Here is a 15501-nt window from a genome sequence, read left to right as displayed (position 1 = left end):
GAATTCGAAGAGGTAACCCCACTAAGAGAGGCGTTGGTCTTGGCTGGGGATAAAGGAGAAATATTAAGCATGAAAAAGAAACTTCGTACCCTCTTGGTGTGGATTCTGGTTTCACTTCTCTTACAATTTGGAGGGTACTGGCTTTTAAATAAGCAAATGCAACAGATTCTAGGAAATTCAACTGCAGATGAACCACCTATCACAACCGAGCTTCAAGAAACGATCCCAGGTTCTGAGCTTTCCAACATTCAAGTTTCCTATGCCAGAGATTACTTAGCTTATATAGAAAACAGGACTCTTAAGATTTTCAACCTTAAAAAGAAAAAGGTTGTCTTTGAAAAAAGGCCCCCCACTGCCAATGATGAAACCTTGGGAGTGCTTTCGTATCAATGGCTGCCTGATCGAAATATTTTACTTTATTTCTATGCCAGGAAAAACCCTAATGCCATAACGACTGAAAAAGTGTCTCCACCGAAGCCTAAAATCCCATCATCTTTAGCTGTATCGAATACCGAAGACCCGAATCAAGGGAAACCTGTTTCTCCAGAGACCTCTGTCCAGCCAAAGCTTGAGAAACGCTATGGAAATCCCCAGCTTACAGAACTACATTCCCTGGAACTTCCCAACAGTGATGAAGATACTGCTCCGGATGATCAGCTGCATGCCTTTGAGAGTGGCAGTAACGAGTTTCCTGCCGGCGGGAAAATAGAAAAATTTGTTCTCTCACCGGTTACTAATCTAATCTATTTAACAGTGAAGAGCGGTTCCACACAACAACTTATGGAAATAGGTGTTATGAAAAAATTGATCGCCCTCAGCAAATCGCAAGAGCATATCGATAATATGGCCGTCTCTGATCGATACGGAAGGCTTTATTTCGATAATAAAGTAAGTGCCCTTCAACAAATCATTGCCCTCCAGTATGACAGCACCTCGAAAAAGGAAAAACGTTATATCATCTCAAGGAATACATCGGACAGAATCCTCGGAGTCAGAAAAGGAAAAGTTTATATCGGCGAAGTTAAAAATAACAAACTTATAAAAATTAAAACCACGAACGACCTTCAAGATGTCAAAGAAAACCCTTCTTTGCAAACCCTCTGGGAAGGCTCAATCCCCTTTAATAATATACATTCGCTCGTGGGAGCTAATGGTCAGATAATTGTCCGTGATCAACAGACGGTATATAGCTTTTTAGATGGTCATCTTACAGATGTCAAATTGCAGGGGAACAAGAACTATATTTCCAGCGATGGTGCTGAGTTGATTCAAGTTACTCCTGCAGGAAACTCTAGCTCCGTCAAATTACAGCCTTTAAAACTATAATGAAGTGACCTTTCCCTAAAGACCCGGTAATCCAAGAGATATCTTACAAAGAATTTACGGTTACGATTAAGTAAGGCAGGAGGACATTACCAGGTACAGGGTTTAGATCAACTATGAGATTAAAAGGCAAAGAGACCTACTCACTTTAAGGTAGGTCTCTCTTATTTTTGCATTATCAGACCTCATGCCGCTTAGCGGCATCACTGATGAATGGAAAACTATATTTGTGAAGCGGCCAGACAAGGGGGAGAAGAGTGAAAGACATTTTGCAATTTAAAATTAAAAAGAAAAAATAATGTGAGTAGGGTCACAACTGAACTAAATGAAAACCTATATAATTTATTATTATAAATCTAAATTGAAAATTATTTTACCGAATGATGATTAATCATTGATAAGGAGGATATCAAAATGTTAAAACAGATGTATGAATTTAAAAGGGCAGCCAATACTCGTCATAACAATTTCAAAGTAGGTGACCGCGTTAAAACTAATAATTTGAATGATGGTGCCGTCGTTCGGGTTGACCGTGATGAAAATGGACTTTTCCTTGTTGTCCGATTAGATATCTCACCCATTGAATTTATTTATGAACCAGAGGAGCTTGAGAAAATCTCATAGAAATTCTCCTCAATGCTTCATGAACGTCGTAAATAAGACCGGATTTCGAAAAATTACAATAGAAAATATGACTCTGGTTTTTCGTTAAAAAAGAATTAACCCTGCCCACCAATACCCAAGTGGCTGCCTAGTACACATCCTATTTTACTGATGATGAAGTTCTGGGCGCCAATTTTTTTAGAGAGAAGATTCTTTAGGTTATCTGCTCCCGGCAAATTGTCTGAACATAGTTTACGGATACTCAATGAAGAAAAGCGGAACGCTGAAAGATAAAGGAGCTTCGACTTACCAGTTTACACTGAATAAAATTCCAGTTAAGATTGAGCCAGCAATTAAAACACCGTAATTCAGCGATTTTCGCATAGCGAGAATTGCCACGATAACTATTATTAAAAACTGCCAGAGGGATTGGACTGATGATTTACCCATCGAATAGGCAACATTTAAAATAAGGGCGACAATAATCGGGATAACACCATGCATGATTGATTGGGTAAGCGGATTTCCTCTGATTTTTAAATAAAATATTTCCAAAAGATATATGACTGCCAATGAGGGCAAAAAGACTGCAATTGTGGCAACTAACGCTCCCCAAAAACCTGCTACTTTGTATCCAATAAATGTCGCACTGATTGATACCGGCCCGGGAGTTACTTGACCTAAAGCAATAGCCGCTGAAAACTGGGAATAAGTGAGCCAGTGGTTCTGTTTAACAGCTAAGTGCTCCATTAAAGGAATCATAGCAAAACCTCCGCCAAAACCAAAGAACCCTACTTTTAAAAACGAATACGCCAATAATATCAGGATTTTCATGACTTTCTCCTCATTCCGCTAATGTCTGAGTCCATGAAAGAAATGCAGCTCAAAGTCTTGATCTCTACCAAGCCTCGAGGTTCAGCTTTGACCGAAGGAGTTCATTTTAAAAATATCCTTTGTATAAAGAACTTGAAAGCACCTGTTCCTGCTCCCAATAAAACCAGCCATATTGGGTTGAGCTTTAAAAGAAGACTTGCTGCAAGAGCACAGGTGGCACTTAAATAATAATACCATCGATGAGGGAATCTTTTGACTAGGTCCCAGACCACAGCTAACATCAGTCCAACGACCCCGGAAGTTAAGCCTTCCATCGCTCCCCGTACTAAATAGTTGCCTTCCAACCTTAAAAAAATACCCGCCAGCGTTACAATAAGTAAAAATGAAGGGAACAATAGAGCCGCAGTTGCTAAAACCATGGTTTTTATTCCCCCGAGGCGATAGGCAATTCCTGCTAGGATATTTACAGTCAAAGCCCCAGGAGCCATTTCCGCCAAAGATAATGTGTTTTTATAGCGTTGTTCGCTCAGCCATTGTTTTTTATCCACTAACTCGGAATGAATGAGATCCATAACGGCATAGCCGCCGCCGAAACCAATTGTACCGATTTTTAAGTAAACAGCGGCAACCTTTTGCCATGAAATATCTAATGAGTTTTTCTCTGTATCGTCATGGTTATCAAGTTTGGATAGGTCTTCCATCGAATCCTCCAGTTTCATTTGAATTACATATCATATTTATAAGATGAGCAAAGATGAAGAAAAATAAACACCCATAGTTTCAGGCGTTTCAATAATTCAACCAGTTTATTTTTGGATGGACCTGATTGCCTCAGAAATATTTTAATAGTTTTGGAGCAGCATAAGTTACTTTTTTAGATGGCTAATACAATGAACAATATTAGGGTTATAAATTAATCTTTTTAAAATTATTATTATTATGATATAATAACAACATAATAACGGTAAACGATGTTCTGATCGTATTCTTAGTTTCATCATTCTAAGGTTTTTTAACCCACAGATTGATCTTAATAATTCAAAATTATGAACAGGAAAGGTTTGATAGCAATGTTTAAAAAAATTCTTGTACCTACGGATGTTTCGGAGGCTTCACGACGAGCCCTAATTTCTGCCTTAGAACTCGCAAGGCAATTTAACTCTGAAGTTGAACTTTTCCATGTTACATATAATCCCGAGGCATATTGGGGTTATGCAGTGTCCTATGGTATTGTCGTACCGCAAGAGCAAATAGAACAACTAGGAGAAGCCGCCTTGGAGGCAGCTTTAACAGGAATTGAGGCAAGTGATATTATCCTGCACAAAAAACATATTTCAGGGCACCCTGCGACTGCAATTATTGAAGAATCTAAAAAAGACTTTGACCTCATAGTCATGGGGAGTCATGGTCATGGACCTATTACGGGCGCTGTATTAGGCAGCGTAACACAACGTGTTCTTGGGCATACACAAGTTCCGGTACTGGTAGTAAAGTAGTGAGTTAATGAGTTTAACGACACGTTTCCAGCAGATGTATTAAGCAACGACATTAAGGAGCTGATTAATATGAATCTAACATTTTTAGGGGCAGCACAAATGGTCACGGGTTCTTGTTATTTACTCGAAACAAGAGGGTATAAAATTATTATTGATTGCGGCTTATTCCAAGGGAGTAAACATATTAAAGAGAAAAATTACAACGAGTTCCCTTTTTCACCCAAAGACATATCGTTAGTTTTACTTACTCATGCTCATACTGATCATAGCGGTTTAATCCCCAAGCTCTATAAGAACGGCTATACCGGACCTGTGTATACTACTAATGCCACTATTGAATTGTGTAAAATTATGTTACCGGACAGCGGACATATTCAAGAGATGGAAGTGGAGCGAAAAAACCGCAAATTTACTCGGGCAGGGCTGCCATTATTGACCCCAATATATACATCGGAGGAAGCAGCGGATTGTCTTAACTACTTTAAAGGCGTTGAATATCGGGAAAAATTCGAACTCTTACCGGGCTTACAAGTATGCTTTCAGGATGCAGGACATATTTTAGGGTCTGCCATGATTGAAGTATGGGTTACCGAAGGAGAAAAAACATTAAAATTTGTATTTTCCGGTGATATCGGCAACGCACCGGAACCTTATTTAGAACAACCAACTTGTATAGCCGATAGTGATTATCTTATAATGGAATCAACCTATGGCAATCGCTTACACGGAAATACAAGTGATCGGCTCAATAAATTTAGAGATGTCATTAATGAGACGTTTGCCAAAGGAGGAAACCTCGTGATTCCATCCTTTGCAATTGAAAGAACTCAGGATCTTCTCTATTATCTGGAGATTTTGCACGATAATAAGGATATTCCTCCGGTAGATGTATATATTGATAGTCCTTTGGCTGTGGAAGCTACGAAAATCTTTCGACATAGTTTCAAATACTTTAATAAAGAAACTCAAGATTCAATCCAGCGGGGTGAAGACCCATTAAATTTACCCAGATTACATTTTAGCTTGACGGCTAAAGATTCTATGGCCATAAACGAGATTAAAGGGAAGGCCATTATTATTTCAGCAAGCGGTATGGCCGATGCCGGAAGAATCAAACACCATCTTAAACATAACCTTTGGCGTTCTGAGGCTACAGTATTATTCGTGGGATACCAGGCAGAGGGCACTTTAGGTCGTCGTCTGCTGAATGGAGATAAGCAAGTAACCATTCATGGAGAAGAAATATCTGTGAAAGCTAACATCGAGAATATTGATGGCTTTTCGGCACATGCGGATCAAAGAGGCCTGTTGAACTGGATTCAGTGCAGTGGAACTCCAGCTGAAGGAATCATCTTGGTCCATGGCGAAGAAGAGGCACAGTCGGATCTGGCGCAAAAAATTAAAGATCAAGTCGGTATAGAGCCACTGATTCCCTCACTCGGAGAAACCTTCCACTGGAACGAAAGTGGTATGACACGCAGTCCGAAGCATTGGAGTGCTGATAGCAACCTGAAAGCCGAGACCGCTGAAATAAAGCCCATGAATGACAAAAATGAAGTTTCGAGCAATACACTTAACGAAGCACTAACAGATTTAATGGACAAGATTCATAAGTTATCAGAGAAAGAACGCCAGCGAGACAATCAATCGGATGCTTTGCGAAATGTGCTTGAAATTAGAGAATTAGTAGATAATAAACTCCGCTTAACAAATAAAGAAAAATAATAACCTAATAACCAGTCAAAAATTATCGCCGTCCTACGTAAGGGCGGCGTTAATTTTTGACTGGTTCATCTTGGCTTACACTTTGAGATGTTTTTGAATACCGGTATTAATACCCAGTACAATAATTGGTTGTGTAGTAGGCGTTGGAAATTATGGGTTTATTTCGTATCCGGATTTTCAGGTTTTGTATATGCCAATAAGATAAACTCATCAGACGTATCCTTAGACATTGAGTTTAAAGATGATTCTGCCTGCTTTATTTTGTTTAATTGATCTTGATTTAAGCGCGCAAATTCCAAAATAAAACCCCCTTATAATCTGAATTTAGTAAACAGTTGCTCTTTAACCATTGGGGATTCCACAAGGAATCCCTGATTGTTTTAAATTACCAGAAGGATAACTTTGGTTGTTTGTTTTCCTTACCTTACAATAAATTCAGGACATTAGCCGCATTTTTAATATCCATTTGAATTTGATTATTGGTGGCTGATTTTGTGATAGCCACATTCTTTGAGGATAGAATTTCGTGAAGATTCAGGGTCTCGTCCATACTTAATTGTTGAGGCAAAGTAATTCACTCCTTAAGAAGTTTTTATTAGGTACTATAATTTCCCAAACAATTACTTTTATCCGAAAATAATGGATTTTTCTTGGTATTTTAAGATTTTAATCAATGACTATGTAGGTTGTTTTTGAGCAGGCAAAATAGGGTATTTAAGCAAGGAGCTTTGCCGGTTAGATCATAACGAAAAATCAGCGGGCAGAACTTGATAGGGAGTAATAATTATTTAAACGGATTTTTTAAACCCAACTCTACTTAAGGTTAGCCATGTCTAAATAGTCAATTAATAATGAACAAATTATTAAATCAATAAAGTTTAGTAAAGGGGGAAAGGAAGAAGAGTTAAGACTTATGGGAATTTGATTTAATAAAGTGACATTTTAAAAAAATTATTTAATAACTGTTTGGAACCTTCAAACTATTTAACTTAAGTTAAAAATACTTTTTTTATGTTCATAAGCATGACAGATTACCATTACAGTACTAAAATCTAGAAAGTTACTAGTTAATCAGTCTAACCACGACTTCTACGAGAAAGGGGCGTCAATATTAAGGTCCGCAATAAGGAAACTCTGAGGAGACTCGATTAATTGAAAATTGATTCAGATCCACTCCGTATAAATCCCTTTTACTTCGTGGCCATATGGCCTAAATAGTGCAATTATTCACATAAACATGTGAAAGTTTTAACTTGTTTAACAATTCTAACTTTTAGAAATTATAAATTTTGTTACTGATGATTCAGAGGTTAGAGATTTTAGAAGCATTTCATTTCTCTACAAAGATTCAGCATCAATTCGTCATTCAGCAACAATACGGCAAAAGAGAGTAACTAACAAAGGTGGTAATACATATGGCAAGTAAAAAAGTGAGTAAATTGTCCAGGCGCTCTTTCCTCAAGTTTGTAGGAGGAGCAAGTTTAGTGGGTGTTTCGCTAAACTTAGGAGGATGTGGTGAGGTGGCTACCGCCGGAACTGCTGTCGGTGGAAAAGGGTGGATGCCAACTCAATACAATGCACCGGGTACTTGGCCTACCAATGTTCGCGGCCGCGTTCCAATTGATCCGGCAAATCCTTCAATCGTTAGAGATGACCAAAAGTGTATCCTTTGTGGTCAATGTATTGAAGTTTGTGAGAAAGTGCAAACGGTGTTTAGAAATTATGAACTGCCACTTAAAGACGAAATTGTTTGCGTCAATTGCGGACAGTGTACTCAATGGTGTCCTTCCGGGGCAATTTCTGAACGGGATGATACTGATAAAGTATATAAGGCTATCGCAAATTCCAATATCAAAGTCGTAGTACAGACCGCGCCGGCAACTCGAATCGGCCTCGGAGAAGAATTTGGCCTGCCTGTGGGAACGAATGTTCAGGGAAAACAAGTGGCTGCTTTACGAAAATTAGGGTTTGACGTAGTTTTTGATACGAATTTTACCGCTGACTTGACAATTATGGAAGAAGGCACAGAGCTTGTAAAACGTATTAAAGGTGAATTGAAAAAGCCTCTCCCGCAACTTACCTCGTGTTGCCCGGGGTGGGTAAAGTTTGTGGAATATTATTATCCTGATCTTATTCCTAATTTATCATCTGCGAAGTCTCCTCAACAAATGGAAGGCACATTGATGAAAACCTATTATGCAGAAAAGAAAAATGTCGATCCCAAAAAAATCGTTTCAGTAGCCATCATGCCCTGTACAGCCAAGAAATTTGAATGTCAGCGTCCTGAACTGGCTTCAGCCGGAAAAGAATTAAATGACAAAAATGTTTCTCCGGATGTGGATGTTGTTCTTACAACAAGAGAACTTGCCAGAATGATTAAAAGAGCCGGTATTGATTTTTCTTCTCTGCCTGATGGTCAGTATGATAAATTGATGGGCTCAGGGACAGGAGCAGGGGCTATTTTTGGTACCACGGGCGGTGTAATGGAAGCGGCAGCCCGTTCAGCCTATTATCTTGTAACGGGGCAGCAACCACCTTCAGCTCTATGGGATTTAACGCCTGTCAGAGGAATGCAGGGAGTGAAAGAGGCCGAAATCAATATCCCTGGTGTCGGCAATATGAAAGTTGCAGTAATTTCCGGTTTGGCCAATGCCCGGAAGGTCATGGATCAAATCCAAGCGGGCAATGCGACCTGGGATTTCATTGAAGTCATGGCTTGTCCTGGCGGCTGCGAATATGGCGGCGGACAACCCCGGGCAGCTGCTCCCCCATCAGACGACGTTCGCAATCGGCGTGCCGCATCATTATATAAAATTGACGCTAATGCCAAAATACGCAATAGTTATGAAAATCCCGAAATCAAGCAAATCTATGCAGATTTCTTGACATCTCCCATGAGCGAAAAGGCTGAAGAACTTTTACATACGACTTATATTTCCAGGGCTTCAGAGTTTGTTGCTAAAAAAACTCAGAATATTTAGGAGGTGAAAGAAGATGGCAAAGGGAGTACTCGTGGATATACCAAAATGTATTGGTTGCGAAAGCTGTTCGGTAGCTTGCAAATTGTGGAATGAACTTGGATGGGATCCGCAGGAGAAGAATAAGACGGCGTTAGACCGAGCTAAGGAACCGAACAAAGGCTTATGGCCTGAAGAATGGACATCAATCAATCAGTATGACATCAAGAAGAATGGTGCATCAGTCTGGAGATATGTCAAAACTCAATGTTTGCACTGTGAAGACCCAGCCTGTGCATCAGCCTGTTTCTCCAAGGCCTTGCAAAAGCTTCCCGAAGGACCTGTTATCTATGATCAGAAGTTGTGTGTAGGCTGCCGCTATTGCATGATGGCCTGTCCCTTCGACATATTAAGATATGAATGGAAAAAGGCAATTCCTGGAGTAAGCAAGTGCCAGATGTGCCCATCAAGGGTTGCAAACAATATGGAAACAGCATGCACTTCGGTATGTCCGACAGGAGCCATTAAATTTGGGGACAGAGACCAATTGTTGGCAGAAGCCAAAAAAAGAATCAAAGAAAACGGCTATCTAAACAAAGTCTATGGTGAAAAAGAAGCGGGAGGAACATCTTGGCTGTATATTTCAGACACGCCATTTGAACAGATGAGATTTAGAACTGATGTAACCACTAAGCCCTTACCTTCTTATACAGAGGGTTATATGAAACTTACACCATTTATAGGCGGTACTTGGGCGGCTATTTTAGCAGGACTCTATATTTATAACAATAAAAATAAGGAACCTCTGGAGTAATAGAACAAGAAAATGAATGGAGGGAAAAACCATGGATATTATTACCACATTCGAAAAACAACCAGGGAAGAAATTAAACAGTCTCAGATGGAGGTTTAAAATAACCCCCGTAAGATTAATGTTTATGGCCATCGCCGCCGCAGCTATAGCTGTCATCTTGGTGCGTTTTATCTTTGGCTTGGGAGCGACCACCAACCTTAACGACCAATGGCCCTGGGGATTATGGATTGCCTTTGACGTTTTGCTAGGGGTTGCCCTGGCAGGCGGCGGATATGGAACCTGCCTTATAGTCTATGTACTGCGTCGTGATAAGTTTTATCCAATTGCCAGAAGTACTATGCTGACATCTTTATTAGGTTATATCGTCGTCGTACTTGGGCTGTTGATTGAAGTAGGACAATGGTTTAACTTCTGGAGACCCTATGTATCATGGGGACATACCAGTGTATTGTTTGAAGTTTTCTGGTGCGTTTCTTGTTATACTCTGATTCAGGTTTTGGAATTCTGCGAAGTAGCAACAGAGAAAGTGTTTAAAGGTTTACACAATTTTCTTAAGAAAGCAATGCCTGTATTGTTGATCGTGGGTATTACTCTGCCAACACTACATCAATCGTCACTGGGCGAACTCTTTTATATTATGGTTGGCAAAGAGAATCCTCTTTGGTGGTCGGTATTTCTGCCGCCGTTCTTCCTGCTGTCATCATTTTTTGTTGGGGCAGGCATGATTATTATAGAAAGCACTCTCTCAGGTAAAGCATTTGATCATCAAGTTGACAGTTCTGTCCTTAGAGGGTTAGTCAGAATTTCTGGCGGAGCAATGCTCTTATATTTAATTTTAAAAATCGTGGATATAGCGGTAAAAGGAACTTTTGCCAATGTATTTGCATTTGATCTGCCTAGCATAATGTTCCTAACCGAGTTGATTTTCGGCGTATTGATACCGATCATCATAGCCTTTAGTTCCTTGTCCGGGACACGCAAAGGATTAATTTGGTTTGGAATACTTGATGTAGCCGGAGTCATATTAAATCGGTTTGATGTCGTGTTCACAGGAATGGGAAAATATTTAAACCAATATGGCGGTCATTATTTCCCCGCTCTGACGGAGGTTATAGTCAGCTTAGGCTTAGTCTCCATAGCTTGTTTAGCTTATTTATTCATAGCTGAAAACTTTAATATTATTCATCATCAAGGATCAGAGACTGTTGACAATCTAATGCCCGAAGATACCGATTATGCATTTACTGCGAGATAAGCTTTTGAACAATAGAGGTGTCTAGTGATTAATCATTGTCAAATTGTCTATAACCATGTAAATTGTCTCAATGTCAAAAAGGAATTTGTTAATATTTGCCGGCTGTGCATTGACGCTTGTCCCCATCAAGCCATTTCTATGTATTATGAACTAAACCCTCGACACTGTACGGAATGTGGGGTCTGCCTGGCAGTCTGCCCAAGCGGCGGATTTGTCTATCGCAGTTCTGCGAAGCTTTTTGAGTATATTAAGACTACAAAAAAAGTTGTCTTAAGCTGCCCCCAAGCAATGCAGGCAGGTTATGAAATTCCTTGTTTGGGGATTCTCGATCGTGACTTATGGATGACGCTCATGCTTTATGCCGGGGAGAAGGAATTGACAATATACACCGGAGTATGTTCAGACTGTCCGGACAAAGAAGCTTGCAGAATCAGTGTGCAGACGTTTAAAGAATTGCATGAAGCATGGAAAGATCATCCACAGGTCAAGATTAAGGTTGTACCTGACGAAGGGAACAGTGATATTGACGAAACCATATCACTTGATGCACAGAATAAGTCAAAGAGCTTGCTGAAAATTAGTCGTGAGAAATTTGAGGCGATGATGGCAGGCGGCGTCTCCGATGAAATAGATCCGATTCCGAAGACACGGCAGTTTTTGGAGGGAACTTGGAAATTGCGTGAACCAGCGATTAAGGCTCTTCCTCTGCCGGTATTGACTGTGAGCGAAGGTTGTATCAATTGCGGTGAATGTTCGGAGATTTGTCCTCAAGGAGCTTTGACTAAGAAAGATAGTAAAGAACAGTTAACCTTGATTTACGAACCATTGAAATGCACACACTGCCAAAGATGTGTCAGTATATGCCGTTCTAAAGCTTTAAGGATGGGCATCAGATCGTTATCGTATCGTTTATTTACTGGCAAAATTCTTTTGCATCAAGGAAAACGACGGTTCTGCCTCCGCTGCGGCCAGCAAGTATTTGACTTTTTTGAACCTCCTTTGTGTATGAATTGCGTATCAAATAATTATTAGAAAAATAAGTAGCAGAGATAATAAAGCTTTAAAGGAGACCTAATGCCAGACCAGCGCATAACAGCGCCAAACGAGCTACGACTGATAATTTTTCAAGTCAGTTTGTTTATTATATAAACCTAGCCGCAAACCACGGCAGAGCAAGTGATTGTATAGAATGTAAGGAATGTGAAAAAGCCTGCCCTCAACATCTGAAAATAACTGAGCACCTAAAAGATGTATCAGCAACCTTTGATGTACACCGCAATTTCCCAGCAGAAAATAGAGAGGCAGAATTAAAAGAAGAAAAATCAGCCCAAGAGGGCGTTTGAGTAACGCCCCTTGGGCCTTTTTATGTTATCTGGTCTCAAAGCTAAGCGATAAAATATTACCTTTTCTTTCCCCTGGTATAAGTAACAGCTATCTAACCGTCGGCCATAACTATAAAAGATGAGCTTATCGCCGCACTGCGACTCTCTAAGCATATTCCTGCAGTGGATTGCTGAGTATTTTCTTTATCAATATGACCGCTGGGGTCAACTTAAATGGTAAACAGTGTGTGGAATTTTTAGTACTTGATTACCTTTTTACATTATTGAGAGTCATTTTATAATATAATTGGTATTTTATTTAATCTGAAGTTTATTCTATACGCATATTGCTTTTAATTATGAAAGTACTGTCTTTAGATTCATTCTTGTATTTCAAACCTGCTCGTATCATAATAATTAAAGAATCGACAAAGGTCAACGAGCTCGTTTTATGGGAACAGACAAATTAAAGGATTTGAAATAGATGATGAAAAAGTTAGTCGTTGGAATATTGGCCCATGTTGATGCAGGCAAGACGACCTTATCAGAGAGTATGCTTTATCTGAGCGGCAAAATTGGAAAATTAGGGAGAGTTGACAATAAGGATGCCTATTTAGATAACTATGAACTGGAAAGGGCAAGGGGAATCACGATTTTTTCCAAGCAGGCCATCTTTGAAATTGGGAATACTCAGATTGTCTTACTTGATACTCCAGGGCACGCGGACTTTTCGGCTGAAATGGAGAGGACTCTTCAGGTGTTGGATTATGCCATTTTAGTGATAAGCGGTGCGGATGGGGTGCAGGGACATACCAAAACATTATGGCAGCTCCTCGCCATATATCAGATCCCTGTTTTTCTCTTTATCAATAAGATGGATCAGATTGGTACGGATAAGGGCGAGTTAATCAATGAAATAAAAAAGCAGCTGAACGACGGATGCATTGAATTTGAACTAGTCGAGACAGACGGATTTTACGACCAACTGGCTATGTGTGACGAAATTTTGATGGAAGATTATCTGCAAACAGGAAAACTTGAAGCTGCAACTATTAAGAGAGCAATCAAAGAGCGCAAAGTATTTCCGTGCTATTTCGGTTCCGCTTTAAAATTAGAAGGCGTCGAACGATTTATGCAAGGCCTTGTGAACTTTGCCAAGCTGCCTGGCTATCCCGATGAATTCGGGGCGAGAATATTTAAAATTACAAGAGATGAACAAGGAAACCGTCTTACCCATATGAAACTGACCGGTGGAAAACTGAAGGTGAAAGATGTCTTAAGGAATGGCATGTGGGAAGAGAAAGTGAACCAAATCCGTATCTATTCCGGTCAGAAGTACGAGACAGTGAATGAGATAGAGGCCGGTTCGATATTGGCAGTTACCGGACTTAGTCAAACCAGACCGGGAGAGGGCTTAGGGATCGAGGAAGCGTCCACTATACCAGTGTTGGAGCCTGTACTGTCCTATCAAATTATCCTTCCGGAAGGCTGTGACCCAAGAGTGATGATTCCAAAGCTGCGCCAGCTTGAAGAAGAGGAGCCGGAACTTCATATAGTCTGGGATGAGCAGTTACAGGAAATCCAAGCCCGAATCATGGGAGAGGTACAGATTGAAATTTTGCAGAGCCTTATTCTAAGCCGTTTTGGTGTACGGGTAGACTTTGATGCCGGAAGAATAGTCTATAAAGAAACTATTGCCAATGTAGTAGAGGGAGTGGGGCACTTTGAGCCCTTACGGCATTATGCGGAGGTTCATCTTTTATTGGAACCAGGGGAACAGGGCAGTGGTTTACAGTTTGGGACAGACTGCAGTGAGGACATCTTAAGTAAAAGCTGGCAGCGACTTGTTTTAACTCATCTGGAAGAAAAAGAACACAAGGGAATTCTTACTGGGTCTGCAATTACTGATATGAAAATTACCTTAGTCTCAGGCAGAGCACACCATAAACATACAGAAGGCGGGGACTTTCGTGAGGCTACTTACCGTGCCGTTCGTCAGGGTTTAAAGCAGGCTGAATCTATTTTACTGGAGCCTTATTATACCTTCCAACTGGAACTGCCGGTAAAAATGGTCGGTAAAGCTATGACAGATGTTGAGAAAATGTATGGTACCTGTGAGGTATCACAGACAAATGATGAGGTGGCAGTTCTCGTGGGAAGTGCTCCGGTCATAGCGATGAAAAATTATCAGAAAGAAGTCATCGCTTATACCAAAGGTCACGGCAGGTTGTTTTGCAGTCTGAAAGGTTACGAACCGTGCCATAATGGGGCTGAGGTCATAGAAACTATAGGATATGACTCGGAAAGAGACCCGGAAAATCCAACAGGTTCTGTTTTTTGTGCACATGGTGCAGGTTTTTTAGTGGAGTGGGATAAAGTAAAGGATTACATGCATCTTGAAAGTTATCTTCAGAAAAAGGAAGAATTATATGGAGAACCTGCCCCATACCGGGCTTCATATAAAGAAGAAAAGTGGATCAGTTTAGAGGAGATTGATCAAATAATTAATAACACATCCTATGCCAACCAAGGGAAAAAGGCTGTTTGGAAAAAGCGCAAAACAGCCCATGAAAGTTATTACGAATCGCTTAGCTCTGAGAGCAGGCTGAAGGAAACGAAAGAAGAGTATCTTCTTGTTGACGGCTACAATATTATCTATGCCTGGCCTGGGCTAAAAGAGCTTGCAGATGTCAACATGGATGGCGCCAGGATGAAATTGCTTGAAATTCTAAGTAATTATCAGGGGATTCGAAAGTGTCAAATCATCACCGTCTTTGACGCCTACCTTGTTCTGGGGCATTCTGAAGAAGTCATTGACTATCATAATATTCATTTGGTCTTTACTAAGGAGGCCCAAACGGCAGACCAGTATATTGAAAAGTTCGCTTATGATCATCAGAAGCAATATAATATCACAGTGGCAACCTCAGATGGTTTACAGCAGATCATTATCCGAGGATCAGGAGGTGCCTTGTTATCCGCTCGAGAATTGAAGATTGAGATCGATTTGGCTAATGAAAGAATAAATCGGGAATATCAGGCTATACAGAAAGAAAATCGTAATTATTTAAGCGATACCTTGTCTCCGAAAACAAAACAAGAGATGAAAGATCTTATTAAAAAAGAACACGATAAACTCACATAGATTTGTGGTATGCCTAAAAATCAGCCA

At 40.2% G+C, this 15501-nt stretch carries 14 protein-coding genes; 10 read left to right on the top strand and 4 right to left on the bottom strand.

Annotation, left to right across the window (positions count from 1 at the left end):
- Positions 1 to 69 precede the first annotated feature (69 nt).
- Positions 70 to 1326, top strand: coding sequence for a hypothetical protein (locus DESACI_RS13020; protein WP_014827660.1), 1257 nt, complete (start codon positions 70 to 72; stop codon positions 1324 to 1326).
- A 411-nt stretch (positions 1327 to 1737) separates the two neighbouring features.
- The gene (locus tag DESACI_RS13015; RefSeq protein ID WP_014827659.1) at positions 1738 to 1947 is read left to right on the top strand and encodes a hypothetical protein; all 210 of its coding nucleotides are present in this window, start codon (positions 1738 to 1740) and stop codon (positions 1945 to 1947) included.
- 285 nt (positions 1948 to 2232) lie between these two features.
- On the opposite strand, the gene DESACI_RS13010 is transcribed toward DESACI_RS13015, so the two are convergent.
- Positions 2233 to 2760 carry a chromate transporter gene (locus DESACI_RS13010; protein ID WP_014827658.1) on the bottom strand — a complete coding sequence of 176 codons (528 nt, stop codon included), beginning with the start codon at positions 2758 to 2760 and terminating at the stop codon, positions 2233 to 2235.
- Between the two features lie 101 nt (positions 2761 to 2861).
- A complete protein-coding gene (locus DESACI_RS13005) occupies positions 2862 to 3461 on the bottom strand; it encodes a chromate transporter (RefSeq protein WP_014827657.1) in 600 nt (199 codons plus the stop codon).
- A gap of 369 nt (positions 3462 to 3830) precedes the next feature.
- On the opposite strand from DESACI_RS13005, the gene DESACI_RS13000 reads away from it, so the two are divergent.
- Both DESACI_RS13000 and DESACI_RS12995 read left to right on the top strand, forming a co-directional pair.
- Positions 3831 to 4256, top strand: coding sequence for a universal stress protein (locus DESACI_RS13000; RefSeq protein WP_014827656.1), 426 nt, complete (start codon positions 3831 to 3833; stop codon positions 4254 to 4256).
- Positions 4257 to 4325: 69 nt separating this feature from the next.
- Positions 4326 to 5981, top strand: coding sequence for an MBL fold metallo-hydrolase RNA specificity domain-containing protein (locus tag DESACI_RS12995; protein ID WP_014827655.1), 1656 nt, complete (start codon positions 4326 to 4328; stop codon positions 5979 to 5981).
- 158 nt (positions 5982 to 6139) lie between these two features.
- On the opposite strand, the gene DESACI_RS24565 is transcribed toward DESACI_RS12995, so the two are convergent.
- Both DESACI_RS24565 and DESACI_RS24560 read right to left on the bottom strand, forming a co-directional pair.
- Positions 6140 to 6280 carry a hypothetical protein gene (locus DESACI_RS24565; protein WP_158310181.1) on the bottom strand — a complete coding sequence of 47 codons (141 nt, stop codon included), beginning with the start codon at positions 6278 to 6280 and terminating at the stop codon, positions 6140 to 6142.
- Positions 6281 to 6405: 125 nt separating this feature from the next.
- The gene (locus tag DESACI_RS24560; protein WP_014827654.1) at positions 6406 to 6549 is read right to left on the bottom strand and encodes a hypothetical protein; all 144 of its coding nucleotides are present in this window, start codon (positions 6547 to 6549) and stop codon (positions 6406 to 6408) included.
- Between the two features lie 847 nt (positions 6550 to 7396).
- Between DESACI_RS24560 and DESACI_RS12990 the strand changes: the two genes are divergently transcribed.
- The 6 genes from DESACI_RS12990 (at position 7397) to DESACI_RS12970 (ending at position 15474) form a co-directional block, all read left to right on the top strand.
- Positions 7397 to 8962 (top strand): [FeFe] hydrogenase, group A, encoded by a 1566-nt coding sequence (locus DESACI_RS12990; RefSeq protein WP_014827653.1) that lies wholly within the window; start codon positions 7397 to 7399, stop codon positions 8960 to 8962.
- Between the two features lie 13 nt (positions 8963 to 8975).
- Positions 8976 to 9752, top strand: coding sequence for a 4Fe-4S dicluster domain-containing protein (locus DESACI_RS12985; RefSeq protein WP_014827652.1), 777 nt, complete (start codon positions 8976 to 8978; stop codon positions 9750 to 9752).
- A 31-nt stretch (positions 9753 to 9783) separates the two neighbouring features.
- On the top strand, positions 9784 to 11007 hold the full coding sequence (gene nrfD / locus DESACI_RS12980; protein ID WP_014827651.1) for an NrfD/PsrC family molybdoenzyme membrane anchor subunit: 1224 nt from the start codon (positions 9784 to 9786) through the stop codon (positions 11005 to 11007).
- A 24-nt stretch (positions 11008 to 11031) separates the two neighbouring features.
- Positions 11032 to 12039, top strand: a complete 1008-nt coding sequence (locus DESACI_RS12975) for a 4Fe-4S dicluster domain-containing protein (RefSeq protein WP_014827650.1) — start codon at positions 11032 to 11034, stop codon at positions 12037 to 12039.
- A gap of 113 nt (positions 12040 to 12152) precedes the next feature.
- A complete protein-coding gene (locus DESACI_RS25795) occupies positions 12153 to 12350 on the top strand; it encodes a 4Fe-4S dicluster domain-containing protein (RefSeq protein ID WP_282434175.1) in 198 nt (65 codons plus the stop codon).
- 466 nt (positions 12351 to 12816) lie between these two features.
- Complete coding sequence (locus DESACI_RS12970) at positions 12817 to 15474, top strand: translation factor GTPase family protein (protein WP_041276493.1); 2658 nt, start codon at positions 12817 to 12819, stop codon at positions 15472 to 15474.
- The last annotated feature ends 27 nt before the right edge of the window (positions 15475 to 15501 follow it).

The sequence above is a fragment of the Desulfosporosinus acidiphilus SJ4 genome, assembly GCF_000255115.2.
GTDB classification, from domain to species: Bacteria; Bacillota; Desulfitobacteriia; order Desulfitobacteriales; family Desulfitobacteriaceae; genus Desulfosporosinus; species Desulfosporosinus acidiphilus.
The sequence above is the reverse complement of the archived record's forward strand: the minus strand, read 5'-3'. Positions and strand labels throughout refer to the sequence as shown.

Bases quoted from the DNA above. Each gene is read 5' to 3' on its own strand.
- DESACI_RS13020 (WP_014827660.1), top strand. From the start codon at position 70: ATGAAAAAGAAACTTCGTACCCTCTTGGTGTGGATTCTGGTTTCACTT.
- DESACI_RS13000 (WP_014827656.1), top strand. From the start codon at position 3,831: ATGTTTAAAAAAATTCTTGTACCTACGGATGTTTCGGAGGCTTCACGA.
- DESACI_RS12990 (WP_014827653.1), top strand. From the start codon at position 7,397: ATGGCAAGTAAAAAAGTGAGTAAATTGTCCAGGCGCTCTTTCCTCAAG.
- nrfD (WP_014827651.1), top strand. From the start codon at position 9,784: ATGGATATTATTACCACATTCGAAAAACAACCAGGGAAGAAATTAAAC.
- DESACI_RS12985 (WP_014827652.1), top strand. From the start codon at position 8,976: ATGGCAAAGGGAGTACTCGTGGATATACCAAAATGTATTGGTTGCGAA.
- DESACI_RS12970 (WP_041276493.1), top strand. From the start codon at position 12,817: ATGAAAAAGTTAGTCGTTGGAATATTGGCCCATGTTGATGCAGGCAAG.
- DESACI_RS13005 (WP_014827657.1), bottom strand. From the start codon at position 3,461: ATGGAAGACCTATCCAAACTTGATAACCATGACGATACAGAGAAAAAC.
- DESACI_RS12995 (WP_014827655.1), top strand. From the start codon at position 4,326: ATGAATCTAACATTTTTAGGGGCAGCACAAATGGTCACGGGTTCTTGT.
- DESACI_RS13015 (WP_014827659.1), top strand. From the start codon at position 1,738: ATGTTAAAACAGATGTATGAATTTAAAAGGGCAGCCAATACTCGTCAT.
- DESACI_RS13010 (WP_014827658.1), bottom strand. From the start codon at position 2,760: ATGAAAATCCTGATATTATTGGCGTATTCGTTTTTAAAAGTAGGGTTC.